A 26354-nucleotide genomic window follows, 5' to 3' on the forward strand; every position below is an offset into this window, starting at 1 on the left:
CAAAATCGGCGTCATAGCAGACGGCTAAGCCGAGTTTTTTCATTCTAGGAGTCAGGTAATGAAGGTGTGGACAGTGTTACCCCTGTTGGTCCTGGTGCTCAGCGGTTGTGCGGGCAAGACTGCCTACCGCAACAGTTGCGCCACGCAGCTGGACGCCGCCTGGCACGAGCTGGATATCGCCAAGGCCGAAGGCTTTGCCGGCACCGTGAGTTATTCCAAGGCCCTGTCGCTGCTGACGGCGGCCAAGACCCAGCAGCAGTTCGAAGGCTACAAGGGCTGTACGGCCAAGTCCGAGCGGGCGCGTTTCTATATCCGTGAGTCGCGAGCGGGTCGCTGATGCAACTGGATTTCAGCACCCTGGCACCGCTTGAGCGCTACCGCTGGCTGGCCTCGACCATTACCCCGCGGCCGATCGCCTGGGTCTCCAGCCTGTCGCTCGATGGGATCAGCAACCTGGCCCCGTTCAGCTTCTTTCAGGTGATCAGCGACGACCCGGCGACCCTGCTGGTCAACGTCAACCATCGCGCCGATGGCAGCCTCAAGGACACCCTGCGCAACGCCCAGGCCACGGGTGAGCTGGTGATCCAACTGGTGTCTTTCGAGCAGGCCGAGGCGATGAATGCCAGCGCCGCGGTATTGCCTCATGGCATCAGCGAGTTCGAGCACTGCGGCATCGCCAGCCTGCCGTCGGTACGGGTCAAGCCGCCGCGGGTGGCAGCGGCGGCGGTGACCTTCGAGTGCCGGCTGGCCGAGGCCATGCCTTACCCAGCGGCCGCGCCCAACTGCCACCTGCTGTTTGCCGAGGTGCTGCTGGCGCATATCGATGAGCGGGTGCTCACCGAGCAGGGGCGTATCGATGCCGGCAAGCTCGATCTGGTCGGGCGGCTAGGCGGCACGGCCTATAGCCGCACCCGCGATACCTTCGAGATGTCGCGTCCCGGTTGAGCCTTATGGGCGTGGCCGTCGGCGGCCATACCTGCTTACCCTCGCAATCTGCGCAAAAGCGACCTCCGCTTAGCTGTTAGCACCAGGCACCTGTCTGCTGGCTTGTCGCCAGCACGGCTGTACTCCTATGTTGCCCTCTGGAATGCAGGCAGCGCAGGGCTGCCTTGTGCTCGTTCGGGCAGGGGGAGCTATGTGGACTGTTGTGCAGCGGCGGGTCGCCAGTTTAAGTACTGCGAGCAAGCTGGCGTTGGGTTTCGGCATTGTTCTGACCCTGACCGCGCTGGTTGCGGCCACCGGGTTTCTTGCGTTGCGCGATGTCAGTGCGCGTTCGGCGCTGCTCGAGCGCATGAGCGCGATCAATAGCCAGGTGATGCAGATCCGCCGCAGCGAGCAGGACTTCGCCCTGAGCGGCGATAAACAGCACGCCACCCGCCTGCACGAACAGGTACAACAGATTCTCGAGGCCAGCGCCGCGCTGCAGGCCCAGTTGCCGGCGGCCGAGCGGGCGGGGCTGGATCAGGTGAGCGCCGCCATCACGGCGTATCGCGCGGCCTTCGATCGCTATGTCGAGCAGAGCGACAATATGCACCTGTCGCTGGAAACCGCCACCTGGCTGGTGCTCAGTGCGTCCAACAGCCTAGATCTGCTCAAGGAGGGCCTGGCCGAAGACGGCGTCGACCTGCTCAAGAGCAGCCAGGGTCAGGAAGGGGCCGAGCTGGTGCAGCAGGCCGGACAGATCAGCCAGGTGCACCAGCTGTTGCTGCGCGCTCTGGACCAGGCCCGCGTGCTGCTGGAACAGAGCCGCAGCAGTGGCGAGGCGACCCCGACCACTATTCAGGAAGCCGCCGACGCCCAGGCCCTGGCCGGCGAGCTGCGCGACACCATGGACTCCCCCGGTTATGCAGCGGTGCTGGCCGAGGTGATCGGCAACGTCAATTCCTTCAATGAGCGGCTCAGCGAATACACCGGGCTGCTGCAGCAGCAAAAACGCGAATACCAGAACCTGGTGCAGCAGGCCGAGCGCATCCTGGCGCTGGTCGACCAGGCCTATGGGCGGCAGAAGGCCAGCCTGCACGGGCAGTTGCAGGCCAGCACCTGGCTGATCGTGCTGGCCACGGCGCTGGCCCTGCTGATCGGCCTGTTGGCGACGCTGACCATCACCCTGCTGATCGTGCGGCCACTGAAACAGGTGATTGAGCAGGCGCGGCGGATTGCCGATGGCGACCTCGGCGCGCGTATCGAGGTGCAGCGTGGCGACGAGATCGGCCAGTTGCAGGCCGCCATGCAGGGCATGTCCAATAACCTGCGCGAGATGGTCGGGCGCTTGCAGGACGGGGTGATGCAGATTTCCGCGTCTGCCCAGTCGCTGTCGGCCAGCACCGAGCAGACGCGCCTGGGCGTCAACGGGCAGAAGGCGGAAACCGATCAGGTCGCCACCGCCATGAGTGAAATGACCGCCACCGTGCATGAAGTGGCGCGTAACGCCGAGGCCGCGGCGTCCTCCACCGAGCAGGCGGATCGCCGGGTCAACAGCGGCGTGGCCGTGGTGCAGCAGACCCTGGCGCGGATCAATCAGCTGGCCAACGCCATGCAGATCACTACCGAGAGCATCGAACGCCTTAGCCAGGACACCCAGCGCATCGACTCGGTGCTGGATGTGATCAAGAGCGTGGCCGAACAGACCAACCTGCTTGCGCTCAATGCGGCCATCGAGGCGGCGCGGGCGGGCGAGCAGGGCCGCGGCTTTGCCGTGGTGGCCGATGAGGTGCGCGCGCTGGCCCGGCGCACCCAGCAGTCCACGACGGAGATCGAAGGCCTGATCGCCACCCTGCGTGAGGGCACCCGGCGTTCCGTGGACGACATGCGCCAGAGCGGCGTGCTGGTGGCGCAGGCCGTGGAGGATGCCAACCAAACCGAAGGCGCGCTGGCGCAAATCGCCGCAGCGGTCAGCCAGATCTTCGAGATGAACCAGCAGATTGCCGCCGCGGCCGAACAGCAGAGCGCGGTGGCGGAGGAAATCAGCCGCAGCGTCACCTCGATTCGCGATATCGCCGACCAGTCCGCGCTGGCCATGGACGAGTCCGCCAGCTCCAGCATTCAATTGGCGGAGCTGGGGCGCGAGCTGCAGGGCATGGCAGGGCGCTTTCGCTTGTAAAACCACCGTACGGTTTCGGCGCGGGCGAGCTACAGAGTTGCCTAGGGCTTAGCCTGCGCTAGCAGGGCGGTAGGGACGGCGGCCCGGGTCAATACAGGGTTCACAAGTTCGTCAGCAAAGGTTTCCAGCGGCTATGCCGTGGCCGCGCGGCGCAGTAGCATCCGCACTCGGACTGGAAGGAGTGATAGATGCGCACCCAATTGGAAGCAGTGCTGCAGGCGGTCAATCAAGTGTTGCTGGGCAAGGAGGCGCAGGTGCGGCTGGCCCTGACCTGTCTGTTGGCCGAGGGGCATCTGCTGATCGAGGACCTGCCCGGCATGGGCAAGACGACCCTCAGTCAGGCCCTGGCACGGGTGCTGGGCTTGAGTTTTCAGCGTATCCAGTTCACCTCCGACCTGCTGCCCGGGGACATTCTCGGCACCTCGGTGTTCGACAAGGACACCGGGCAGTTCGTCTTTCATCCTGGGCCGATCTTCGCCGAACTGGTGCTGGCCGACGAGATCAACCGGGCCACACCGAAAAGCCAGAGCGCCTTGCTGGAGGCCATGGAGGAGGGCCAGGTGACAATCGAGGGTGCGACCCGGCCGTTGCCCGAACCGTTTTTCGTGATCGCCACGCAGAACCCGGTGAGCCAGGGTGGCACCTTCGCCTTGCCCGAGTCGCAGCTGGACCGCTTTCTCATGCGCCTATCCCTGGGCTACCCGGGCAAGGCGGCGGAGAAGGCGCTGCTGCTGGGCGATTCGCGGCGCTCGCTGTTGCCGCGTCTGGAGCCGATTCTCGATCACCGCGAACTGGCCCTGATCCAGGCCGAAGTGCCCAAGGTGCGTGCCAGCGATGCCCTGGTCGACTATGTGCTGCGTCTGGTCGAGGCCACCCGCAGCCAGCCGCAGTTCGCCTGGGGCCTGTCGCCGCGGGCCAGCCTGGCCCTGCTGGCGGCGGCGCGGGCCTGGGCCTTCCTCGCCGGACGCGACTATGTGATCCCCGAGGATGTCCAGGCGGTGCTGCCCTCGGTGGTTGGTCACCGCTTGCGCGAGCGTGCCGATCCCGCCGGCCATGGCGGTGGCAGCCTGGTGCAGTGGCTGCTGCGTGAGGTGCCGGCGCTTTGAGCGGTCGGCTGCAACCCTACTGGCAACGCTGGCTGGCCCGGCGCATCCCGGCGGCCGCCAGCGTGCGCCTGAACCAGCGGCGCATCTTTATCATCCCCAGCCTGGTCGGCGGCGCTTTTATCCTGGCGCTGGTGTTGATGTTGTTGGCCGCGATCAATTACCAGAACAGCCTGGCCTATGGCCTGACCTTTCTGCTCGCCTCGGTATTCGTCGTCGCTATTCTGCACACCTACCGCAATCTCGCTGGGCTGATCCTCAAGGCCGGCAGCGCGCCGGCGGTATTTGTCGGCGAGCATGCCAGCTTCCGCGTGCGCCTGGAGAGCAGCGCGCGGGCCCACCAGGCGGTCAGCCTGGGCTGGCTGCCGGCCGAGCTGCAGACCCAGGATGTCGCCGCCCTGGGCCTCAGCGAATGCCAGCTGAGCCTGCCGGCGCTGCGTCGCGGCTGGCTGCGCCCGGGCCGGCTGCGGGTGGAGAGCCGTTTTCCGTTGGGGATTCTGCTGGCCTGGAGCTGGGTCGATCTGGACCTGGCGCTCTTGGTCTACCCGCGTCCCATCGAGGGCGATCTGCCGCTGGCGGCCGGAGCCAGCGAGGATCAGGAGGAGGGCAATCGCGCCCATGGCCAGGGGGTGGACGACTACCAGGGCCTGAAGACTTACCAGCCCGGCGACTCCAAACGCCGCCTGCACTGGAAGGCCTATTCCCGTGGTCAGGGTTTGCTGGTCAAGGACTTCGCCTCGCTCAGCGGCCGCGACCCGTTGCTGGATTTCGCCGCCCTGAGTGGCGATGTCGAAGCGCGGCTGTCGCTGCTCTGTCACTGGGTGCTGCAGTTGTCCGCGCGTCAGCAGCCCTTTGCCCTGAGCTTGCCGGGTTGCATGCTGGGCGTTGATAGCGGCGAGCAGCACCGCGAAGACTGCCTGCGCGCCCTGGCGCTGTTCGGTCAGTCGGTATGAGTCGGGTTGGCGGCATTCCGCGCATCAGCCTGACCTGGCTGCTGGTGGCCCAGGTCCTGGTCATCCTTCCCCATCTGGGTCACCTGCCGATATGGATCGTCGCCCTGTGGCTGGGCTGCGCCGGCTGGCGCATCCAGATATTCCGCATGCGCGCCGGCTATCCCAATGCCTGGGCCAAGGCCGGCCTGATGCTGGCGGCGGTGCTGGGGGTGCTGCTGTCGCGCGGCAGCCTGATTGGCCTGGATGCTGGGGTGGTGCTGCTGGTCGCCGCCTTTGTGCTCAAACTGGTGGAGATGCGCACGCGGCGCGATGCTCTGGTGCTGATCTTCCTCGGCTTCTTTACCGTGGTCACCGCCTACCTGTTCGACGACAGCATGCCGATGGCGCTGTTCAGCCTGCTGCCGGTCACCGCCTTGCTGGCCGCGATGATCGGCCTGCAGCAGAGCAGCCTGGCCACCCAGCCCTGGCCGACCCTGCGCTTGGCCGGCAGTTTGCTGCTGCAGGCGCTGCCGCTGATGCTGCTGCTGTTTGTGTTCTTTCCGCGTCTGGGCCCGCTGTGGACATTGCCGATGCCCAGCGACAAGAGCGTCAGCGGCCTGGCCGACAGCATGACCCCGGCCGATATCGCCGAGTTGAGCCGTTCGCCGGAGCTGGCCTTTCGCGCCAGTTTCAGCGGCCCGACGCCTGCGCGCAGCGAGCTCTATTGGCGCGCCCTGACCCTGGAGCATTTCGACGGTCGGCGCTGGTCACAGTCGAATTTCACTCAGCAGGCTGCCGCGCCAGCCTGGAGCCCGCGCGGCGAGGCCCTGCGCTACAGCGTCGTCATGCAACCCAGCGCGCAGCGTTGGCTGTTTGCCTTGGACGTGGCCGAAACCAGCCTGGAACAGACCCGGCAGATGAGCGATTTTCGCCTGCAGCGGCGTTTGCCGGTGGAGCGTTCGCTGATCTATCAGGTGAACTCCTGGCCTGAGGCGTTGCGTGAGCCCGAACAGGTCGCCGGCGGCCTGCGGCGCACCCTGCAGCTGCCGGCGCAGGGCGAGCCGCGTAGCCGCGCCTGGGCGGCCGAACTCAAGCGCCAGCATGCCCAACCCGAGCAGCTGGTTCAGGCCCTGCTCGAGCACTTCAACCGCGAGCCGTTTCACTACACCCTGCGGCCACCGCCGCTGGGGCAGAACAATATCGACGACTTCCTGTTCGACACCCGTAGCGGCTTCTGCGCCCATTACGCCGGGGCCATGACCTTCGTCTTGCGCGCCGCGGGGATTCCGGCGCGGGTGGTGGCCGGTTATCAGGGCGGCGAGTTCAACCCGGCGGGCAACTATGTGCAGGTGCGCCAGTTCGACGCCCATGCCTGGGTCGAATACTGGCAGGCGGGGCGCGGCTGGATCAGTGTCGATCCAACCTTCCAGGTGGCCCCCGAGCGTATCGAGATGGGCCTGGAAGAGGCCCTGGCCGGCGAGCAGAGTTTTCTCGAGGGCTCGCCGCTGTCGCCGCTGCGCTATCGCCAGTTGAGCTGGCTGAACCAGTTGCGCATGGGCTGGGACAACCTCAATTACGGCTGGCAGCGCTGGGTGCTGGGCTACCAGAGCGCCCAGCAACTGGCCTTTCTGCAGCGCTGGCTGGGCCGTATCGATGGGCAGCACCTGGCGCTGAGCCTGGTCGGTGGCGGTGCGCTGCTGCTCGGCCTGCTGTCGCTCTGGCTGTTCAAGCCCTGGCAGCGTGAGCGCGATGTGCAACGGCGCTTGTTCCGCCGTTTCGAGCGCCTGCTGGCGCGCCACGGACTAAGCCGCCAGCCGGGGGAGGGGCCGCGCGCGTATGCCGAGCGCGCCGCTCAGGCCTTGCCCGCTCAGGCCCAGGCCATACGCGCGTTCGCCGCGGCCTTCGAGGCGCAGCGCTATGCCGGGCAGGCGCATTCGCTGACGCAGCTGCGTGGCCACCTGAAAACCCTGCGCCGCGCCTTGCCCTGGCGCTTGACGCGCGCGCAACCCTAGCGACCATTGGCCACTTGTGGGCGGCCGACGAGGGCATAGACTGGGGGCGATTTCACCGGAGTGATGCAATGCCAGGCATGGTCGACGAGGTACAGCAGCACGTATTGCGCATACAGGTCAGGTTGTTTGCCTGCCGTGAACGGCTGGTGGCGGTAACCGATGACGAGGCGCTGCATGATCTGCGCATCGCCTTGCGCCAGCTGCGCAGTCTGCTGCGCCCGCTTTGTGCGCTTGAAGCCTGTACGGATCTGCAGCAGTGCGCGGCGCAGCTGGGCCGCCTGAGCGGCCCGCTACGCGACCTCGAAGTGCTGCAGGCTTATCTGCGGCTGCAAGGGCTCGATCGCGCCGCGCAGTCGCGTCAGCCAGCACTGGAGCAGGGCTATGCCGAGCTGCTGGCCAGTGCGCCGCTGGCACAGCTGCTGCGCGCCCTGGATGACTGGCCACAGGAGTGGCGCGAGGCTGCCAGCAGCGGGCAACTGCGCGGCCTGCACAAGCTGATCCGCAAGCGCTTGCGCAAGGATCGCCAACGTCTGGCGCAGGCCCTGCTTGATCCTGCCCATGACCGTCATCGCCTGCGCTTGCTGGTCAAGCGCCTGCGCTATGCGGCCGAGGCCTATCCGCAGCTGGCCGAGTTGCCCGGGCGCGCTCGCCAGCAGCTCAAGCAGGCGCAGTCGGCGCTAGGCGATTGGCACGACCATTGGCAGTGGCTGCTGCGCGCCGAAACCGAGGCGGATTTGCAGCCGTGCGTGCCCGCCTGGCGCGCGGCGCTGCAACGTGGCGAGCAGCAAGCCGATCTGGCCCTGCAGGCATTGGCAAGCGAGTTTGCGCGTAACCACGACTGATCTGGCTGAAAAGTCGTTAAACCTTCGTCTGGTTTGACCGAAATGTCGTGTCATCCATAGCCGCCTTTGCCCTAAGATCACCCGGGTATTCGATGCCGAGGTGGTTATGGTTTTTTCCGAGTTACTCCAGGCGGTGCGTCAGTGCCCGCAAGCCGTGGTGATCCCTGCGACCTGGGGCCAGGGCCGGGCCAGTTTTGGTGGGCTGATGGCGGCCCTGGTCTATGAAGCCATGCGCGCTCGGGTTGAGGCCACGCGGCCGCCGCGTTCGCTGGCGATTACCTTTGTCGGCCCGGCCGAGCCGGATGTGCCGGTGAGCTTCGAGGTCGAGGTGCTGCGTGAAGGCAAGGCGGTCAGCCAGGTGCTGGGCCGTGCGGTGCAGAATGGCCAGGTGGTGACCCTGATCCAGGGCAGTTTCGGCAGCGGTCGCGATTCGCGCATCCAGGTGGCGGCCGAACCGGCCCCTCAGGCCCGTGCTGTGGAGGACTGCCAGGAGCTGCCCTATATCGCCAATGTCACCCCGGAGTTCACCCGTTTTCTGGCGATGCGCTGGGCCTTTGGCGGCATGCCGTTTACCAATAACCGTTCGCGGGAAATGGGGGGCTGGGTGCGTCTGCGCGACGAGACCGAGGCGCAGGCGGTCAGCGAGGCCCATCTGCTGGCGCTGGTGGATGCTTGGCCGCCGGCCGTATTGCCGCACCTGAGTGCGCCGGCACCGGGCAGTTCGCTGACCTGGACCATCGAGTTTGTGCAGCCGGTGGCCGACCTGACCACCCTCGACTGGTGCCTGTACCGGGCGCAGATCGAACATGCCCGCGACGGCTACGGCCATGTGTCGGCGGCGCTGTGGACCGCCGAGGGGGAGTTGCTGGCGATCAGCCGGCAGACCGTGGCGGTCTTTGGTTAAGGTCGGTTAAGCCGCCCTGGCGAAGGACTTATGTAGGGTGCGCCGTGCGCACCACGCCTTCTTAATAGGCGGGCGCGCACGGGTTTAGAGCCTGAGCTGACGGATCGCCTTGTTAAGCTCCCCCGCCAGGCCTGCCAGTTCGCTGCTGGTGGCGGCGGACTGGCTGGTCTGGCCCACGGTCAGCTCGGTGACGTCGCGGATGCGGATCACCGCGCGGTTCATTTCCTCGGCGACCTGGCTCTGCTGTTCGGCGGCCACGGCAATCTGGGTATTGCTCTCGCGCATGTGCGCCACCGAACCGGTGATGGCGGTCAGGGCCTGACCGGCTTCATCGGCCTGCTTGACGCACTCGTCGGCCTTGATCGAGCTGTCCTGCATAAACTCCACGGCATCGCGGGTGCCGCTCTGCAGGGTGTTGATCATCTGGGTGATTTCGTCGGTGGAGTCCTGCACACGCTTGGCCAGGTTGCGCACCTCGTCGGCCACCACGGCGAAGCCGCGGCCCATTTCCCCAGCCCGGGCGGCTTCGATGGCGGCGTTCAGGGCGAGCAGGTTGGTCTGCTCGGCGATGCCGTGGATCTCGCTGACCACGCCGCTGATCTTCTGACTGTCGGCGGCCAGCTGCTCGATCATCTGCGCGGTCTGCTGCACGCCGCTGGACAGACCGGCGATCGACAGGGCGACCTTGTTGACCACCTGCTGACCGCTGCGGGCCAGCTGCTCGGCGGTTTTCGACTGGTCGCGGGTGTCGGCGGTGTGTTGCGCGATATGGTGCACGGTGGCCGACATTTCATTGATCGCGGTGGCCGCCTGCTCGGTTTCGCTCTGCTGCGCGAGCATGCCCTGGCGCACTTCGCGCATGCTCACGGCGAGGCGCTCGGAGCCTTCATCCAGACTCGCGGCAGACTGCGCGACGATGCCGACAATCCGCTGATAGCCGGCCTGCATGGCATTGAAGGCACTGGCCATCTGGCCGACTTCGTCGCGGCTTTCGAGGGGCACGCGGGCGCTCAGGTCGCCACTGCGTTCCACCTGCAACATCACGTCCTTGAGGGTGTTGAGGTGGCTCAGCAGAAAGCGGATCAGCAACTGCGATGCGCCCAGCAGAATCAGCATCAGCAGGGCGACCACCAGGGCGTAGCCGGGGGCACGCTCGAACAGCAGCTGCACCAGGCTCGGGGCATGGGCCAGGACGGCGAGACGCTGGCCGTCCGCGCGCTCGATCACCTCGGCACCGATCAGGTCGGTGCTGGCGTCTGCCTCGAGCTCGACCCAGCCGCGGGCCCGGCTCAGCAGTGCGCCCTGGTTATTGGCCAGCCGGGGTGGCGTGTCCTGGGTAAAGCCCAGCAGGTTGGCGGCCTTGGGCAGCGCCTGCGCCACGGGCCATTGGCTGAGAAGTCGGGCCTGCTGCTGAGCCGCCTGCCTGGCCTGTTCGGCGTGCACCTGCTGTTCCAGGTGTACGGCATAGAGCACCAGCAGCAGGGTGGTGAGAAAGGCCACCGCGTTGACGGCCCAGAATTTGTATTTGAGGGAGAGATCGCTAACCCAGTTGCCCATGGTGTTTTCTTCTGTCGGTGGCGAGAGTGGGGGATGGCAAAGTGCCGCATTATCGGTGCGGGCCGTTGCGCCCCCGTTGATCTCCATCAAGGGGACCGTCACTCGCTATAGCGACGCTTCAGGCCAGGACTTTAGGGCTCGCCAGCAGCGGCAGGTCGAAAAAGGCCCGGGCACTGGCACTGGTGTGCGCCGCCAGCTCGGCCTGGCTCTCGCCGCGATGCAGGGCCACCTCGCGCAATACCTCAAGGAGCAGGGCCGGCTCGTTGCGTCCGCTCTTCGGCTTGGGCCGCAGGCTGCGCGGCAGCAGGAAGGGCGAGTCGCTTTCCAGCATCAGGCGGCCCGCGGGGATCTCCCCGACCAGCGCATGCAGGTGGGTGCCGCGTCGTTCGTCGCAGATCCAGCCGGTGATGCCGATATGCAGGTCCAGGTCGAGGTAGTTGAACAGCGCCCGTTTCTCCCCGGTAAAGCAGTGCACCACGGCGGCCGGCAGGTGGTCGCGGTAATCGCGCAGAATCGCCAGCAGGCGTTCATCGGCATCGCGTTCGTGGAGAAATACCGGAAGCTGCAGCTCGGCGGCCAGGGCCAGTTGCTGCTCGAGGGCATGTTCCTGCTGCGGCCGGGGCGAGAAGTCGCGATTGAAATCCAGACCGCATTCGCCCACCGCGCGTACCCGTGGCTCGCTCAGCAAGGCCTTGAGCTGGCTGTGGCTGTCGTGGTTCCAGCTGCTGGCATCGTGGGGGTGGACGCCGGCGGTGCTGAACAGCTGCTGGCCCTCGCTATCGAGCTGCAGGCAGAGTTCCAGGGCCTGCTGGCTTTCCGCCAGGCTGGTACCGGTGACCAGCATCTGGCTGACGCCCGCGGCGTAGGCACGGGCGAGCAGGGCTTCGCGTTGCTCGGCAAAGCTGGGGTGGGTCAGATTGACGCCGATGTCGATGAGTTGCATGGTGCTACCTGTTGATTTGATCGAGCAGCATAGCAGAGCTTTTTATTAGAAAATAAAGTCATAAATTACAATTAGTTAAGCTAACTAGTTAATCCTTTGTGCCAGCATGGGCTGGCATCGGCAGGGTGTCTGTGCCAACCTCCGCGCCCCGCGCGCGTCGGGAACCTGCCAATACCACCGCACTCTTAGTGATCGTTTTATCGATCTGCTGCCCTTACCGGCAGGCTGACCTTGCCCTGGAGCCTCGATGTCCCGAGCCGTGCTTATGCTCTGTCTGTTGCTGCTGCCCTGGGCCGCGGTGGCGCGCGTGGCCGGCCCGCTGCAGAGCGCACCGGCCAGCGCGGTACGGGACCTGGCGAGCATTCGCAGCAGTGGCGAGCTGAGGGTGTTGGTCAACCAGAGCCGCAACAGTTCCGGGGCGGTCAGGGGCCAGAGCATCGGCGTCGAGTACCAGCGCCTGCGCGCCTTCGAGCAGTACCTCAATCGCAATGCCGCGGATGGCAAGGCACTGCGCCTCAAGCTGATCCCCCGGGCCAAGGATCAGCTGCTAGGGGCGCTGCAGCGTGGCGAAGGCGACCTGGTCGCTCCGGGCGAGCTGCTCAACAAGCCCCCGGGTGGCAGCCTCAGGGCCAGCGTTGCGTTGCGCAGCAAGGTGCCGCTGATCATCGTGGCGCGTCAGGGCGACCGGCGTTATCAGAGCCTGGAACAGATGTCCGGGCGGAGTCTGGCCTTACCCGCCGGCAGTGTGGCGGGCGAGGCGATACGCAAGCTCAACCAGCGCCTGATCGCCAGCCAGCGCTCGCCGGTGGCGGTGGAGTGGGTCGACCCCAGCCTGGCCGTCGAGGATGTGCTGGAAATGGTCCAGGCGGGGATCTTCAGCATGACCGCGGTGGAACTGCCGATTGCCCAGCGTTGGGCCAAGGTGATGCCCAAGCTGCGCCTGGACAGCCAATTGGTGCTGGCCAGCGATGGCGACATGCGTTGGTACCTGCGCCGCGAGGCCAGCATGCTGGGGGCCAGCCTCGATGCCTTTCTCAAGGGCTACCACGACCCGTCGGACCAGGACGCAGCCTTTCAACGGGTCTATCGCCGCCTGTACCGGGTGCAGTACCCCCTGGGACGTCTAGAGCGTCAGCGTCTGGAAAAAGTCCGGCCGGTGTTGCAGCGCTATGCCGCGCAGCATGATTTCGACTGGCTGACGCTGGCCGCGCTGGCGTTCAAGGAGTCGACGCTCAACCCGGCGGCGCGGGGTGCCGGTGGTGCCACCGGGCTGATGCAGATCACCCCGGCGGCAGCCCGCAGTGTCGGGGTCGGCAATATCGGGGTACTGGAGAACAATGTGCAGGCCGCCAGCAAGTACCTGGCCTCGATTCGCCGCAATTTCTTCAACAGCCCCCAGCTCAACGAGCGCGAGCGCATGGCATTTGTCCTGGCCGGCTACAACCTGGGCCCGCAACGGGTACAGAGCCTGCGCGCCGAGGCCAGGCGGCGCGGCCTGAATCCCAATCAGTGGTTCTTTCAGGTCGAGCGGGTGGCCATGGAGCAGCTGGGTATGGGGGTGGTCAGTTATGTGAATAGCGTAAACAAGTACTACCTTGCTTATGAGCGAGAGCGCTATCTGCTGGAGCCCTGATGGGGCAGGCCAGATGACAGATTAATCCATTAATTTGATGTGTTTTAGCGATTTAATCGGATTTTATTATTCGTTAATTGGGTTAATCTCTCCTTCATTACTTCCCCCCCACACAAGGACCGCCGCACATGAACGCCCTGATCAAATCCCTGGTAAACACCCAAGCAGGCTACGGCCTGACCGTTTTGCGCATTGTTGCCGGCCTGACCTTCGCCGCTCACGGCGCGCAGAAGCTGTTCGGCTGGTTTGGTGGCTACGGCCTGGAAGGCGTGGGCCAGTGGATGGAAAGCATCGGCCTGGCTCCGGGTTACCTGATGGCCCTGATGGCCGGCAGTGCCGAGTTCTTCGGCGGCCTGGCGCTGATCGTCGGCTTGCTCGCGCGACCTGCTGCGGCGGTATTGGCGGTAACCATGTTGGTGGCGATCTTCACCGTGCACCTGGCCAATGGCTTCTTTATGAGCAACAACGGTTACGAATTTGCCCTGGCCCTGCTGGCGATCAGCCTGGCGGTCATGCTCGAAGGCGCGGGCAAGTTGTCCCTGGACAAGCGCATCGCCGGTTAACCAGCTCCGCATCTGCACCAATGCCGCTCACCTAAGCCAGGTGAGCGGCATTTTTTTGGCCATCCCCCCCCCTTACGTGTTGCATGGGGCGCTTGGGGAAGAGTGGCACTGCTTGCAGAGGCAGCTATGGGTGGTGCGCCGTGTGTTCACCAAGGGTCTGCAGCTCGTCCTGGTGCGCACGGCGCACCCTACGAAATCAGGCATCTTCACACTTAAGCACCGAGGTCTGAACGCAGCGCAGTACGGCGGTTGCTTCAGGGCGCGCTGGCGCTGCTTCTGGAGGCTGCCAGTTGCTCGGCGGCATCCAGGCGCAGGCGTTCACGTTCATCGAAGTTGTCTGCGGCCAGCTGGGTAATTGCCGCGCTGCGGTCGCTGGTGCTCAGGCCCTGGTTGGCCAGGAGGGCGGCTTTGGCCTGACGGTACTGCTCGATACGCTGACTCCAGCCGAGGCGCTGCTGGTCGAGGGCCTCGAGACGCTCGGTGGCCTCGGCCCCAACCAGCTGCTGGCGTAACCGGCGGATCTGCCCGGGGCCGGCTCCGGCGGCCTGTAACTGGACGGTTTGCTGGCGCAGCTGGTTCTGCAGTTGTGGCAGTACGCTGTCCTGCATCTCGGCCGGCAGGCTATTGCGCAACTGGTCGACCGCGGCGGCCTTGCCGGCATCGTCGAGGCCGCTGTCGTGGACAATCGCCAGGCGCTGCAGACTGAACTGGTTATAGGCTTCCTCACGAGCAAAGAAGGCCTGGTGGGTCTGGCTGTCGAAGATCCGCGCGCGTAAGGCCTGCACCGCCGCCTCGCGCTGGCGCAGGGCCGACAGATCGGCCATCTGCGGCAAGTCGCGCTCGAGCAGAACCAACTGGCGCTTGTAGTCGAGGTAGTGCTCGAGCAGCATCAGCGCCTGGTCGCGGGCGGGGGCCGGCAGCTGGCTGGCGATATAGGCCTGCAAGCGTTCGACGCTGCTGCGCAGCGGCTCTTCGCCAACGGCGGCGAGAAAGTAGTCGAATATCCGCCGGATATCCTCACTGATCACCAGGTTGCCATTGTTGTCGAGGCGAAACACCCCGTCGACCTGGGTGCCGGCGAAGGACGCTGGTAGCGCCGGAACCCGTTCGGCCAGGGCGCTCGGCTGGGCGTTGGCAGCAGGTATGGGGTGTTGCGCCGTTACCTGCGCGGGCGTGGCCGGGCTTGCCGTCGGAGTTGGGCCGGTCAAGCGCTCGTGGGGTTGCAGGTAGAGCAGCAGGGCGAGGCTAACGGCGAATAGCGTTAGCGCCAGCAGCAGAAGTTTCTTCACGGGGCTCTTGGCTCCAGGGGCGGGGCTGGAAAGGGGGCCTAGGGCCCCCGGTGCAGAAGTTACAGGCCGTCGTTCTTCAGGCGGTTGGCATGTTGGCGGTAGACCGTGACCGGGTCGGTCTCGAACAGGCTGGTGAGGCCGAAGGTCTGGTTGACCTCGTCGAGGTGGTTCATCCGGTAGTTGTCGCGGATCACCTTGCCCATATGCGAACTGCAGCGGCCTACCAGGCCGTCATTTTCTTCGCCATTGAAGGTCAGGGCGCTGGCCCCGAGCATCAGGTCGCTGGGGTCGAGGATATTGGTCACCGGGCTGGTGCCGCTCCAGGAGTAGTAGCGCACGCCGCCGACCTTGTAGCTCCCTTCGCCGCAGGCTGTGGTCGGGATGCCTTGGGGGAACTTGGCATTGAACACGGCCGCGCCCTCGCTGTTCAGCGATTCCAGGGAGCCCAGGGCATTCTGTGGTGAAGTGCTGGAGCTGCCGGAGAGGAAGTTGATCAGCGCGCCGAGGCCGTTGACGATGCCGGCCAGCAGGGTTTCGCCGACCGAACCCGGAGGCACCTGGCGGAGAAAGTCGGCGGTGGCCGAGCCTTTATGCGGGGCACCGACGCTGGTCGCCGAGGCCACCAGCTCGGGGCTGACCGCCGCGACATAGCGAATGGTCGGGCCGCCATGGCTGTGGCCGATCAGGTTGACCTTGGCCTTGCCGCTGATGGCGACGATCTCCTCGACCTGCTCCAGCAGCTGTTCGCCGCGGGCTTCCGAGGTGTCCAGCTGGCTGACTTCGGTGATATAGACACTGGCACCGTCGCGGCGTAGCGCCGAGGGAATGCCATACCAGTAGTCGACGCCGAGAATGCTGTCGAAACCGAGCATGCCGTGGGCCAGCACGACCGGATATTTGGTCTGGGTGTAGCCGGAGGAGCCGAACCAGAAGGCATGAGTCTGACCGGAGGCCAGCAGGCCGGCTCCGAGGCAAAGGGCGAGCAGGGTCTTATTGTTGTTCATGGGTGCTCTCGCAAGGGGATTGGGTCAGGCGATAACAGGCATTCCTTGCAGCCATCACGCCCGTCCGGTGGCGAGTACTGCGGCGCAAGCGATAGCGCAGGAACCATGCCAGTTTCTGCTGCTCGCCTGGGCGGCGCTCTGCCATGGACCTTTGCAGGGGCTGGCGGGCAATTCGGCGGCGCTGTGCGTTGCGCCGGCTGTTACGTGGCGACACCGCCGTTGCGGTCGTTTCGCCACAAAGGCCAGTGCTGCAGGCAGCGATAATGGCGGCCGCCAGCCTCGGCTTCGGAGGCAAACAGGGCAAAATGGTCGACCGGCCAATCGAAGGATGGGGTGACGTCAAGGGGGAGTCCGGGGCAGCGCCGCATCAGGCTCAGGTGGGCGTGGAAGGGCCTGTCCTGCAGGTTGAAGCCGGCTTCGCGTAGCCCCGCCTGCAGGCTGCCGGCCAGCTCCAGCAGGGCATCTGGCGGCTGGCTGGGGGCCAGGTAGAGCAGGCCATTGGCGAAGCGTCCGAGCCGATCCAGGCGCAGCTCGAAGGCCGCTGCGCTGAGGTTCGCGGCAAGCGCTTGGGCGGCCGCCACGCGCGGCAGCGGCACCTGGCCGAGAAAGGCCAGGGTCAGGTGCAGCTTGCTCGCGGCGACGGCTCGGCCGGGCAGCTTCAGGCCAGCGCGCCAGGCGGCAATGGCTGCTGCCTGTTGCGGTGGGCAGCCCAGGGCGAAGAACAGGCGCAGGCTCTCGTGCGGCATCGGCGGACTCGGCGTTACGGGGGTGGTCCTGACAGTATTGCCCAGCAACCTGGCTTGCGCTGAAACGCCAACAGCCCCTAAGATGCCGACCCATGCGCCGATTTAAACAGCTACTTGCGGGGCGCCGGGTTACTTGCTGCACGCGAGGCCCTGAGAAGCACTCCACGGAGACTTCGAAATACCGCTAAAGCGCTGGTTCGGTGTCGCCTCTCACCGCTGCCCAGCGGGATTAATGAGGCGGAGACACCACGATGCACAGCCCCCAACCGCAAATACGCCTGGCTCCGATCACCTCAGGGTCGTTTCAGCGCAATCCGAAAATTCTCCTTGGCGGTAGCCATCAGCCCACCTTGCTGCGCTACCTCGATGGCTGGCCCAGGCGCTGGGGCGGGCCGCGAACCTTTCTGATTCACTTCGTGCACGACGGCGAGTCGCTGGCGCGCTTTGCCCGCGACAGTTTCGACCTGGCAGTGTTGCAAGCTCCCAGCGCCGAGCAGCTGGAGGAAAGCGTGCGGCAGCTGACGCGGGTCGCCAGGCAAGGCCTGATTACCCGACGTTAGCTCAGGGGTAGTCGATAGCGACGATATACCAGGTCTTCTCGCCGGTTGGGGTCTGTACCCGCACTTCGGCGTCCAGCTGTTTGCCGACCAAGGCGCGGGCCAGGGGCGAGTCGATGCTAATCAGGTTGAGCTTGAGGTCCAGTTCGTCCGGACCGACGATGCGGTAGCGCGACTCCTCGCCGGCTTCATCCTCCAGGGTGACCCAGGCGCTGAAGTAGACCTTGTCGGGATCGCTGGGGCGGGCGCTGACCACCTTGAGGCTTTCCAGGCGCTTGGTCAGAAAGCGCACGCGGCTGTCGATTTCGCGCAGCATCTTCTTGCCATAGGTGTACTCGGCGTTCTCCGAGCGGTCGCCCTGGGCGGCCGCTTCGCTGACCGACTGGGTGACCTGCGGCCGGCGTACGTGCCAGAGTTCGTGCAGCTCGGCGCGCAGACGCGCCTCGCCCTCGGGGGTGATCAAGGGCGTGCCGGCGGTACGGGGTGGACGGTAACGGCTCATGGTGCGGAACTGGCTGGCGAAGGATAGGCGAGTCTATCAGCCCTCGCGCAGCACCGTCAGCGGGCTGATATTCAAGGCGCGGCGGGTGCCGAGCACCCCGGCCGTGCCCACCAGCAGGGCCCCGATCAGCGGCAGCAGCAGCAGCCAGGGGTGCGGTTGCCAGACCAGGTCGAAGGCGTAGCGATAGAGCAGAAAGCTGATCAGCTCGCAGCCGAACGCAGCCAACAGGCCGCTTGACGCGCCGAGCAGGCCGAACTCGGCGCGTCTGGCCTTGATCAGCAGCCGGCGTTCGGCCCCCAGGGCGCGCAGCAGCGCCCCCTGGCGGATACGTTCATCCAGGGTGGCCTGCAAGCCGGCGAACAGCACGGCCAGGCCGGCGGCGAGGACGAACAGCAGGACGAACTCGATGGCCAGGGTGACCTGGGCGAGGATGCTGCGCAGCTGGGCCAGCAGGGCTTCGACCTGCAGTAGGGTGACTGCCGGAAAGGCGCGGGACAGCTCGACCAGCTGGCGCTCGAACTGTGGCGGCAGATAGAAGCTGGTCAGGTAGGTTACCGGCAGGTCCTGCAGGGTGCCGGGTTGGAAAATCATATAGAAGTTGGGCTGGAAGTTGTTCCAGTCGACCTCGCGCAGGCTGCTGACCCGGGCCTCGCGCTCGAGGCCGCCGATGCTGAAACGCAAACGGTCGCCGAGCTTGAGCCTGAGGCTTTCGGCCAATTTTGACTCCACCGAAACCCCGGGCAGTTCGCTGGCGTTGTCGCCGTCCCACCAGGTGCCGGCGACCAGCAGGTTGTCCGCCGGCAAATCGGCCGCCCAGGTCAGGCTGAGGTCGCGGCGAATGGCGCGCTCGCCCTGGGAGTCCTTGCTGACGATCTGCCGTACCGGCTCGCCGTTGATCATGATCAGACGCCCCGGTACAACCGGGAACAGCGGTGCCGGATGGGGCGAAAGCTCGCTCAGACGGGCGGCGAAGGCTTCCTGGTCGGCCGGCAGGATATTCAGGGCGAAGTGGTTGGGGGCTTGTGCCGGGAGCTGGTCCTGCCAGGTGTCCAGGAGTTCGCCGCGCAGCAGGGCGATCAGGGCCATGGCCAGGATGATCAGGCCGAAGGCCAGGGATTGCCCGGCCGCGGCCAGGGGGTGGCGCAGCAGTTGGCCCAGACCCAGCCGCCAGGGCAGGGCGGCACTGGCCAATAGGCGGCGCAGGCTTTGCAGGCCGAGCAGCAGCAGGCCGCCGAGCAGCAGCGCGGTGATCAGGCCACCACCGAGCAGGGCCAGGGTCAGCTGCAGGTCCAGGCTCAAGCGCCACATGATCAGACCGAGGGCCAGGAGGGCGGCTCCGTAGACCAGCCAGGAACTGGCCGGCACCGGAAGCAGGTCGCGACGCAGCACCCGCAGTGGCGGTACGCGGCCCAGGGCGGCCAGTGGCGGCAGGGCGAAACCGGCCAAGGCCACCAGGCCGGTGGCCATGCCGGCGACGGCGGGCCAGAGGCCGCCGGGAGGAATCTGCGCCGGCAGCAGATCGTGCAGCAGGCTGAACAACGCCTGTTGCGCCAGCCAGCCGAGCAGGGCACCGGCCAGGCTGGCACTGATGCCGAGCAGCGCCAGTTGCAGGCTGAACAGGCCCAGGGCCTGATTGCGCGACAGGCCCAGGCAGCGCAACAGGGCGCTGGCATCGAAACGGCGGGCGGCGAAACGCGCCGCCGACAGCGCCACGGCCACCCCGGCCAGCAGCACGGCGGCCAGGCTGGCCAGGTTCAGGTAGCGTTCGGCGCGGCCCAGGGCGTTGCCTACCTGGCGATTGCCGTCTTTGGCATCCTCCAGGCGCTGGCTGGCTTCCAGGGTCGGGCTGACGGCCTGGCGGTAATCGGCCAGTGCCTCGGCCGTGCCGCGCCAGAGATCCTGGTAGCGGACCCGGCTGCCGGGTTGCACCACGGCGGTGGCGGCCAGGTCGTCGAGGTGCATCAATAGATGGGGAGTGAGGCTGTAGAAGTCGCCGGCCTCGTCGGGGAGGAAGGTCAGCACCCGGGTCAGGCGCAGCGTTTTGCTGCCGACGTCGATCGCGTCGCCGGGTTGCAGGTCGAGGGCGACAAACAGCCGCGCTTCCGCCCAGGCTTCGCCGGGTTGTGGGCCGGGGCCTGCCTGTTCCGCTTCGTACAGGGCGGCGGCGCTCTTCAGCTCGCCGCGCAGGGGGTAGGCGCTATCGGCGGCCTTGACGCTGGCCAGCTGGATGCCGGCGTCGCTGGCCACCACACTGGAGAATTCGACCAGCCGCGCATGCTCGAGCCCCAGTTGCTTGCCTGTGTCGATCTGCTGCTGGGGCGCTGGCGAGCTGCCGGTCAGGCGCAGGTCGGCGGCGAGGAATTCGGTGGCGCGCAGCAGCATGCCGTCGTTCAGACGGGCGCTGAAGTAGCCGATGGCGGTGCTGGCCGCCACGGCGACCAACAGGGCGAAGAACAGTACGCGCAACTCGCCGGCGCGGGCATCGCGCAGCAACTGACGACTGGCCAGGGCCAGCAGACGGGTAAAGGGCAGCTGCTTCATCAGGGTTCCACGTGGTCGACCAGATGGCCGCCTTCCAGGCGAATCAGACGCCGGCAGCGGTGTGCCAGGCGTTCGTCATGGGTGACCAGAACCAGGGTCGCGCCGCGCTCCTTGTTCAGTTCGAAGAGCAGGTCGCTGATCCGCTCGCCGGTATGGCTGTCGAGGTTGCCGGTGGGCTCGTCGGCAAACAGCACCGCCGGTTCGGCGGCAAAGGCCCGGGCGATGGCCACGCGCTGCTGTTCGCCGCCGGAGAGCTGGCGGGGGTAGTGGGTCAGGCGCTGACCCAGGCCGACCCGGTCGAGCAGGGCGCGGGCACGCTGGCGGGCATCGGCCTGGCCTTCCAGCTCCAGCGGCAGCATGACGTTTTCCAGGGCATTGAGGCTGTCGAGCAACTGGAAGGACTGGAAGACGAAGCCCACATGCTCGGCCCGTACCCGGGCGCGTTGATCCTCGTCGAGCTGCCCCAGGTCGTGGCCGGCCAGCTGCACGCTGCCCTGGCTCGGCAGATCGAGGCCGGCGAGCAGGCCCAGCAGGGTCGATTTGCCGGAGCCGGAGCTGCCGACAATCGCCAGGCTGTCACCCGAATCCAGAGTCAGCGAGAGGTCGTGGAGTATGGTTAACTCGCCTTCCGTGCTGGCAACCACTTTGCTAAGGTTTCGCGCGGTGAGAATACTTGAGCTCATGGAGAATCCAATGCGTGCATGGTTGATCAGCGCTGCCTTCGGCCTGATGGTATGGGGGCAGGCCGCCCTGGCAGATACCGTGCTGGTGGTGGGCGATAGTATCAGCGCGGCTTTTGGCCTGGATAGCCGCCAGGGTTGGGTCAGCCTGCTGGAAAAACGCCTCGCCGAGCAGGGCTTCGAGCACCGGGTGGTGAATGCCTCGATCAGTGGCGACACCAGCGCAGGCGGTGCCGCACGGCTGCCTCGGCTACTTGCCGAGCATCAGCCAAACCTGGTGATTATCGAGCTGGGCGGCAACGATGGGCTGCGCGGCCTGCCCCCTGCGCAATTGCAACAGAATCTTGCCGCGATGGTCGAAGCGTCCCGCGACAGCGGGGCCCGGGTGTTGTTGCTGGGCATGCTGCTGCCGCCCAATTACGGCGTGCGTTACACCACGGCCTTTGCCGAGGTATTCAGCCGCCTGGCGGAAGAGCAGCAGGTCCCCCTGGTGCCGTTCTTCCTGGATGGGGTTGGCGGTGTGCCGGAAATGATGCAGGACGATGGCATTCACCCCACCGCCCAGGCTCAGCCGGTGCTTCTGGAAAATCTCTGGCTAACCCTGAAACCTTTGCTCTGACAGGCTTTTCTGCGCTCGGCCTTTCGGCTAATGTGGCGGCCCCGCACTGGAGCCCTCAATGCCGCGCCCTGCCTGGTCCTTGCATGCCTATCAACTGATCGAACCTGGCGATCAGCTCGACCTGTTCGCCTGCCGTGAAGTACGCGTGCATTTGCTCGCGCGTCAGCTCGAACTGGGGGGCTCGGCCGACCGCACCCTGTGCGGTGGTCTGCTGCCCGCTCAGCCGGTGTGGCGCGACCTGGACCGGACCATGCTGCGCGACAAGCGTCTGTGCCCGGCCTGTCGGACAACCCTGGACGCGCAGCGTCGCGGCGAGCGCCTGCCGCTGCCTTGAGGGCCGGCCTCCCGTGGCGTGCGGCCTGGGTGTACAATCTCCAAGCAAAACTGTCAGCCATTCTTGTCAAGGATTTCCGGATGTTGTCGCGTGCTTTTACCGTCAGCCGTTGCCTGTCCCTCTCCGCGTTGTTCGTGGCAGGGGCTGCCACCGCCCTTGAGCTGCCTCTGCCGCCGCCCGGCGATGATATCGTCGGCCAGGTGCAGGTGATCCAGGCCAAATACGAAGACACCTTTGCCGACCTGGGTTCGGCCAACGATCTGGGCTATCTGGAAATGGTGGTGGCCAACCCCGGGGTCGACCCCTGGCTACCTGGCGAGGGCACCGAAGTGATTCTGCCCACGCGCTTTATTCTGCCGCCCGGGCCGCGCGAGGGCATCGTGATCAACCTGGCCGAGTATCGCCTCTATTACTACCCGAAAGATCGCGATGTGGTGTACACCTATCCGCTGGGGATCGGCCGCGAGGGCTGGAGTTCGCCTGTCGCCAATGCCCGCATCACCGCGAAAACACCCAACCCGAGCTGGTACCCGCCCAAGTCGATCCGTGAAGAACATGCCGCCGAGGGCGACCCGTTGCCCAGTCATGTGCCGCCGGGTCCAGACAACCCGCTGGGACCCTACAAGATAGGTCTTTCGGTGCCGGGTTACTTGATCCACGGTTCGAACAAGAAGTTCGGTATTGGCATGCGCGTTAGCCATGGTTGCTTCCGCATGCTTAACCATAACGTCTTGAAGCTGGCCAGCATGGTGTCCGTCGGTACTTCGGTGCGCATCATCAATGAGCCATACAAGTTCGGCCGCAGCGGCGACAAGGTCTACCTCGAAGCCCATGCGCCGCTTAGCGATATCGGCGATGCTTCGATCGTGGATAAACACACGGCCGTTATCAATGCACTGCTGCAGAACGAAGCGTTCGCCGACTTGCGTCTGGACTGGGAAATGCTGCGTGAAGTGGTGGCGGCCGAAGATGGCTTGCCGGTTGAAATAGCCCAGCCCGGTCAGGCCTTGGTCAGTGCCACCAGCCTCTGATTGAGTGGTGGCTGGACGAACCCGTCATGCCTGGCGCTGACGGGTTTTTTATTGCCTTTTACCCGTGCAATGAAGCATGAGTCGCGGCTTTGCGGGAGTGGCTGGCCTCCAGCTTCGCCTGCCAGGGACTGGCTCTGGATAATTCCAGGCAATAAAAAAGCCGACCCGGAATCCGGGTCGGCTTGTCATAGCCTTTGTGGGGCTATTACTTGCGGCTGGCTTTTTCCAGCATACGCAGAGCGCGCTCATTGGCTTCGTCAGCAGTTTGCTGAGCCTTCTGAGCAGCGGCCATGGCGTCATCGGCCTTGCGATAGGCTTCGTCGGCACGGGCTTGAGCGCGAGCGGCTGCATCTTCAGTTGCAGTCAGACGAGCTTCAGTTTCTTTGGACATGCTGCTGCAACCGGTAGCCAGAACTGCGGCCAATGCCAGAGCAGAGAATTTCAGAACGTTGTTCATCGTGTTCCCCTTGAGGTGGAGTTTTTCCATAAAAGCAATTTCCTGATACTAGGAAATTAGCCGGCGTACATACTACCTGTAACCGGTAGTAAGTAAACGGAGGCAGGACGTGCTCCGCATGTTTTTTTTGTGCAAGTGCAGCCTTTGACCAATACATTGGGATGGGCTGATTAAAAAATATACAACGCTGGCGGCCGCTGTCCAATAGCTGGTGTTTTATTGCTATAAGTGGGCGCACCGTTGCACTGTGCGGCTCAGTGGTTATGCTGCTCGGCTAAAGTTATTCGTTGGCCAAATAGAGGGAGCTTGATGATGTTGGGGAATATGGGGTTGTTTGCCGGCTTGGCATTGCTGATCTTTATGGCGTTGCGGGGCGTCAATATATTTATTGCAGCCCTGTTGTGTGCCTTGGTGGTGGCCTTGAGTAATGGCCTTTTGCTTTCCCAGGCATTGCTCGAGTATTTCCCCTTTGGCCCTCTGGGCGCATTCACCTTTGCCGGTAAGTTCTTTGTACTGTTTCTCTGTGGTGCCATCTTCGGCAAGGCCATGGCGGCCAGTCAGGCGGCCAGCAGTATCGCCCAGGCGATCACCAGCAGCCTGGGTACCCAACGCACCCTCTGGATCGCCATGCTGGTGTGTGCAGTGCTGACCTACGGCGGTGTGGTGGTCTTCGTGGTGATCTTCACCATGTACCCTTTGGGCATCAGCATGATGCGTGATGCCAATCTGCCCAAACGGCTGTTCTGCGCCGCCACCGCCCTGGGGGCGGGAACCTTCACCATGACCGCTTTGCCGGGTTCGCCCTCCATTCATAACGTGATTGCCGCCAGTGCACTGGGTACCGATCTGTTTGCCGGGGCCTGGATCGGCCTGTTCGCCAGTGCGCTGATGATCGTTCTGGGCATGGCCTATGTGCAGCGTGAATGGCGTCTGGCCCGCGAGCGGGGTGAGGGCTTCGAGGCCAATGCGCAGGATCTGCGCATGGAGCAACTGGCCGGTACCCCGGGGTCGGGGCCGCGCTGGGGCGTGGCATTGGTGCCTATTCTGGTGGTGCTGGGGATTATTCTGCTGCCACGGCTGCTGTTGTTAAGCGGTTTGGTCGTTGCGGGGCAGGGCAGCCTGGGGGCCTTTGTCGGGTTCAGTCAGCAACAGCCGATTCTATGGCCGAGCCTGGCCCTGGTAATCGCCACCGGCGTCGCCATTGCCCTGTTCCCGGGCCTGCGGCGTAACACCATGACGGTATTGGGCCAGGGGGCGGACGATGCCATCATGCCGCTGCTCAATACGGCGGCAGTGATCGGTTTCGGTGGCGTCGTGACCCAGACCACGGGGTTTGCGCAGTTTTCCCAATGGATTCTGGCGGTGGATCTGCCGCCATTGCTGTCGATCTTTGCTTCGGTCAGCGTGGTTTCCGGGATTGTCGGGTCCTCGTCGGGCGGTTTGCAGATATTTATGCAGACCCTGGCACCCAAGTACCTGGAAATGGGCGTCGAGCCGGAAGTGCTGCACCGGATTGCCAATATCGCCGCGGGCGGGTTGGACTCCCTGCCGCATTGCGGCGCGGTGATTGCCATGCTGATGATCATGGGCTTGACCCACAAGCAGGCCTACAAGGACATCTTCATGGTGACAGTGCTGATTCCGGTTGTCGCCGTACTGCTCTGCATCGCGGTCCTGAGTTTGTTCTAAGCTGTTGATTCGCGTGGCCGATTTCCCGATGGCCTGCTAAGCTCGGGACTCTTGTCGGGAGCGCGGCGGTTGCGCAGCCAGTGAGGCAGCCGTGGGCGTAGACGATTTTTCAGAGGAGTTGCAATGAGCGAGGCGTTATCCATTCACCATGACCTGAAAGGCCATCAATTCGAGACCACAGTGGATGGTGATCGCGCCTACCTGGCCTATATGGATCTGGGTAAGCAGACTCTGGATATCTATCGCACCTTCGTGCCGAACACCCTGCGCGGGCGCGGCATCGCGGCGGCCCTTACCGAGCATGCCCTGCAGTATGCCGAGCGTCTGGGCTACACGGTGATTCCGTCGTGCTCCTATGTGGAACGCTATATGCTGCGCCGACAGCGGCAGGCCAGCGTCAGCTGACAGGTGGCGAATCGATAAAAAATGCCAGTCATGATGACTGGCATTTTTTTTGACCCTGGAAGTCGCTCAGCTTTTGCTGATCAGGTTGCCGGCATGCAGGCCGCACTCCTTCTGGGTGGCTTCCTCCCACCACCAGCGCCCCTCGCGTTCATGCTGGTTGGGCAGTACCGGGCGGGTGCAGGGCTCGCAACCGATGCTGATAAAGCCACGCTCGTGCAGGCTGTTGTAGGGTATTTCCAGCATGCGGATATAGGCCCAGACCTCTTCGCTGCTCATCTGCGCCAGGGGGTTGAACTTGTACAGGGTGTTTTCCGGGGTGGAGAAGGCCGTGTCGAGCTCCACCACGGCTACCTGGCTGCGTGTGCCCGGGCTCTGGTCGCGGCGCTGCCCGGTGGCCCAGGCCTTGACCGTGGCCAGCTTGCGGCGCAGCGGCGCGGTCTTGCGGATGCCGCAGCACTCGCCGTGGCCATCCTTGTAGAAGCTGAACAGGCCCTTCTCCTTGACCATCGCCTGCAGTGCCTCTGCATCGGGGCTGAGCACTTCGATGGCAATACCGTAATGCTCGCGCACCTGGTCGATAAAACGGTAGGTCTCGGGGTGCAGGCGGCCGGTGTCCAGGCTGAACACCTTGACGTTCTTGTTGAGTTTCCAGGCCATATCCACCAGAACCACGTCTTCGGCACCGCTGAAGGAAATCCACAGTTCGTCGCCAAAATGTTCGAAGGCGAGTTTGAGAATGTCCTGGGGCGACTTGTTGGCGTAAGTCGTCGCCAGTTCGGCTGCATCGAAGGGGTGGCTCATCGGCTGAATTCCTGATTATGGTGACGTCGGGCGTCTGTAGGGGCGATGGTAGCAAACGCGGGTTATACATCTAAATAACGAAGTGCCTTGGTTGGGCTGTGTTTTGGGTA

The 26354-nt window shown here is 64.9% G+C and carries 26 protein-coding genes and 2 pseudogenes; 17 read left to right on the forward strand and 11 right to left on the reverse strand.

Going from position 1 to position 26354, the window contains the following annotated elements; all coding sequences use genetic code 11:
* The first annotated feature begins 58 nt into the window (after window positions 1–58).
* The 9 genes and pseudogenes from AACY13_RS08275 (at window position 59) to AACY13_RS08310 (ending at window position 8893) form a co-directional block, all read left to right on the forward strand.
* Window positions 59–337, forward strand: coding sequence for a hypothetical protein (locus AACY13_RS08275; protein WP_339460667.1), 279 nt, complete (start codon window positions 59–61; stop codon window positions 335–337).
* A complete protein-coding gene (locus tag AACY13_RS08280; protein ID WP_339460668.1) occupies window positions 337–945 on the forward strand; it encodes a flavin reductase family protein in 609 nt (202 codons plus the stop codon). Before AACY13_RS08275 ends, AACY13_RS08280 begins: the two co-directional genes overlap by 1 nt.
* An 883-nt stretch (window positions 946–1828) precedes the next feature.
* Window positions 1829–2245: pseudogene (locus AACY13_RS22655) on the forward strand (HAMP domain-containing protein); the annotation flags it as partial.
* A 141-nt stretch (window positions 2246–2386) separates the two neighbouring features.
* Window positions 2387–3100: a methyl-accepting chemotaxis protein gene (locus AACY13_RS22660; protein WP_445262555.1), complete on the forward strand. Its 714-nt coding sequence runs from the start codon at window positions 2387–2389 to the stop codon at window positions 3098–3100.
* A 188-nt stretch (window positions 3101–3288) separates the two neighbouring features.
* Window positions 3289–4206, forward strand: coding sequence for an AAA family ATPase (locus AACY13_RS08290; RefSeq protein ID WP_325509518.1), 918 nt, complete (start codon window positions 3289–3291; stop codon window positions 4204–4206).
* Window positions 4203–5156, forward strand: coding sequence for a DUF58 domain-containing protein (locus AACY13_RS08295; RefSeq protein WP_339460671.1), 954 nt, complete (start codon window positions 4203–4205; stop codon window positions 5154–5156). Before AACY13_RS08290 ends, AACY13_RS08295 begins: the two co-directional genes overlap by 4 nt.
* Window positions 5153–7147 (forward strand): transglutaminase family protein, encoded by a 1995-nt coding sequence (locus tag AACY13_RS08300; RefSeq protein WP_339460672.1) that lies wholly within the window; start codon window positions 5153–5155, stop codon window positions 7145–7147. Before AACY13_RS08295 ends, AACY13_RS08300 begins: the two co-directional genes overlap by 4 nt.
* Window positions 7148–7215: 68 nt before the next feature.
* Window positions 7216–7989, forward strand: coding sequence for a CHAD domain-containing protein (locus AACY13_RS08305; RefSeq protein ID WP_339460673.1), 774 nt, complete (start codon window positions 7216–7218; stop codon window positions 7987–7989).
* Between the two features lie 106 nt (window positions 7990–8095).
* Window positions 8096–8893 (forward strand): acyl-CoA thioesterase, encoded by a 798-nt coding sequence (locus tag AACY13_RS08310; protein ID WP_339460675.1) that lies wholly within the window; start codon window positions 8096–8098, stop codon window positions 8891–8893.
* An 84-nt stretch (window positions 8894–8977) separates the two neighbouring features.
* Here AACY13_RS08310 and AACY13_RS22665 read toward each other — a convergent pair whose 3' ends face one another.
* The 3 genes and pseudogenes from AACY13_RS22665 to AACY13_RS08320 form a co-directional block, all read right to left on the reverse strand.
* On the reverse strand, window positions 8978–9862 hold the full coding sequence (locus tag AACY13_RS22665) for a methyl-accepting chemotaxis protein (RefSeq protein ID WP_445262556.1): 885 nt from the start codon (window positions 9860–9862) through the stop codon (window positions 8978–8980).
* A pseudogene (locus AACY13_RS22670) lies at window positions 9848–10537 on the reverse strand (HAMP domain-containing protein); the annotation flags it as partial. The pseudogene AACY13_RS22670 and the gene AACY13_RS22665, both read right to left, overlap by 15 nt.
* 31 nt (window positions 10538–10568) lie before the next feature.
* Entirely contained in the window at window positions 10569–11393 is an 825-nt protein-coding gene (locus tag AACY13_RS08320; RefSeq protein WP_339460677.1) for a TatD family hydrolase, read from the reverse strand.
* A 247-nt stretch (window positions 11394–11640) separates the two neighbouring features.
* Here AACY13_RS08320 and AACY13_RS08325 point away from each other — a divergent pair, with 247 nt between their 5' ends.
* Complete coding sequence (locus tag AACY13_RS08325; protein ID WP_339460678.1) at window positions 11641–13026, forward strand: transglycosylase SLT domain-containing protein; 1386 nt, start codon at window positions 11641–11643, stop codon at window positions 13024–13026.
* 128 nt (window positions 13027–13154) lie between these two features.
* On the forward strand, window positions 13155–13589 hold the full coding sequence (locus tag AACY13_RS08330; RefSeq protein ID WP_339460680.1) for a DoxX family protein: 435 nt from the start codon (window positions 13155–13157) through the stop codon (window positions 13587–13589).
* 254 nt (window positions 13590–13843) lie between these two features.
* Here the strand turns inward: AACY13_RS08330 and AACY13_RS08335 are convergent, their stop codons facing one another.
* The 3 genes from AACY13_RS08335 to thpR all read right to left on the reverse strand — a co-directional run bounded on the left by AACY13_RS08335 (window position 13844) and on the right by thpR (window position 16628).
* The gene (locus AACY13_RS08335; RefSeq protein WP_339460681.1) at window positions 13844–14878 is read right to left on the reverse strand and encodes a lipase secretion chaperone; all 1035 of its coding nucleotides are present in this window, start codon (window positions 14876–14878) and stop codon (window positions 13844–13846) included.
* Between the two features lie 59 nt (window positions 14879–14937).
* Window positions 14938–15882, reverse strand: a complete 945-nt coding sequence (locus tag AACY13_RS08340) for a triacylglycerol lipase (protein WP_339460683.1) — start codon at window positions 15880–15882, stop codon at window positions 14938–14940.
* A gap of 200 nt (window positions 15883–16082) precedes the next feature.
* The gene (gene thpR / locus AACY13_RS08345) at window positions 16083–16628 is read right to left on the reverse strand and encodes an RNA 2',3'-cyclic phosphodiesterase (RefSeq protein WP_339460684.1); all 546 of its coding nucleotides are present in this window, start codon (window positions 16626–16628) and stop codon (window positions 16083–16085) included.
* Between the two features lie 251 nt (window positions 16629–16879).
* On the opposite strand from thpR, the gene AACY13_RS08350 reads away from it, so the two are divergent.
* Entirely contained in the window at window positions 16880–17188 is a 309-nt protein-coding gene (locus AACY13_RS08350) for a class I SAM-dependent methyltransferase (protein ID WP_339460686.1), read from the forward strand.
* 1 nt (window position 17189) lies between these two features.
* Here AACY13_RS08350 and greB read toward each other — a convergent pair whose 3' ends face one another.
* The 3 genes from greB to AACY13_RS08365 are packed head-to-tail and all read right to left on the reverse strand — an operon-like array spanning window position 17190 to window position 20911.
* Window positions 17190–17687, reverse strand: a complete 498-nt coding sequence (gene greB / locus AACY13_RS08355; protein WP_339460687.1) for a transcription elongation factor GreB — start codon at window positions 17685–17687, stop codon at window positions 17190–17192.
* Between the two features lie 36 nt (window positions 17688–17723).
* On the reverse strand, window positions 17724–20228 hold the full coding sequence (locus AACY13_RS08360) for an ABC transporter permease (protein WP_339460689.1): 2505 nt from the start codon (window positions 20226–20228) through the stop codon (window positions 17724–17726).
* Window positions 20228–20911, reverse strand: coding sequence for an ABC transporter ATP-binding protein (locus AACY13_RS08365; RefSeq protein ID WP_339460690.1), 684 nt, complete (start codon window positions 20909–20911; stop codon window positions 20228–20230). Before AACY13_RS08365 ends, AACY13_RS08360 begins: the two co-directional genes overlap by 1 nt.
* A 10-nt stretch (window positions 20912–20921) precedes the next feature.
* Here AACY13_RS08365 and AACY13_RS08370 point away from each other — a divergent pair, with 10 nt between their 5' ends.
* The 3 genes from AACY13_RS08370 (at window position 20922) to AACY13_RS08380 (ending at window position 22892) form a co-directional block, all read left to right on the forward strand.
* A complete protein-coding gene (locus tag AACY13_RS08370; protein WP_339460692.1) occupies window positions 20922–21527 on the forward strand; it encodes an arylesterase in 606 nt (201 codons plus the stop codon).
* Window positions 21528–21585: 58 nt separating this feature from the next.
* Window positions 21586–21861, forward strand: a complete 276-nt coding sequence (locus tag AACY13_RS08375) for a hypothetical protein (protein ID WP_339460693.1) — start codon at window positions 21586–21588, stop codon at window positions 21859–21861.
* A gap of 80 nt (window positions 21862–21941) precedes the next feature.
* Window positions 21942–22892: a L,D-transpeptidase family protein gene (locus AACY13_RS08380; protein ID WP_339460694.1), complete on the forward strand. Its 951-nt coding sequence runs from the start codon at window positions 21942–21944 to the stop codon at window positions 22890–22892.
* 205 nt (window positions 22893–23097) lie between these two features.
* Here AACY13_RS08380 and oprI read toward each other — a convergent pair whose 3' ends face one another.
* A complete protein-coding gene (gene oprI / locus AACY13_RS08385) occupies window positions 23098–23349 on the reverse strand; it encodes an outer membrane lipoprotei OprI (RefSeq protein WP_090242095.1) in 252 nt (83 codons plus the stop codon).
* Between the two features lie 312 nt (window positions 23350–23661).
* Here oprI and AACY13_RS08390 point away from each other — a divergent pair, with 312 nt between their 5' ends.
* Window positions 23662–25038 (forward strand): GntP family permease, encoded by a 1377-nt coding sequence (locus AACY13_RS08390; protein WP_339460696.1) that lies wholly within the window; start codon window positions 23662–23664, stop codon window positions 25036–25038.
* Between the two features lie 123 nt (window positions 25039–25161).
* Entirely contained in the window at window positions 25162–25443 is a 282-nt protein-coding gene (locus AACY13_RS08395) for a GNAT family N-acetyltransferase (protein ID WP_339460698.1), read from the forward strand.
* A 66-nt stretch (window positions 25444–25509) separates the two neighbouring features.
* Here the strand turns inward: AACY13_RS08395 and AACY13_RS08400 are convergent, their stop codons facing one another.
* Window positions 25510–26244 carry a phosphoadenylyl-sulfate reductase gene (locus AACY13_RS08400; RefSeq protein ID WP_339460699.1) on the reverse strand — a complete coding sequence of 245 codons (735 nt, stop codon included), beginning with the start codon at window positions 26242–26244 and terminating at the stop codon, window positions 25510–25512.
* Window positions 26245–26354: the final 110 nt, after the last annotated feature.

The organism is Pseudomonas sp. EA_105y_Pfl2_R69 (assembly GCF_963970915.1).
Lineage (GTDB): Bacteria > Pseudomonadota > Gammaproteobacteria > Pseudomonadales > Pseudomonadaceae > Aquipseudomonas.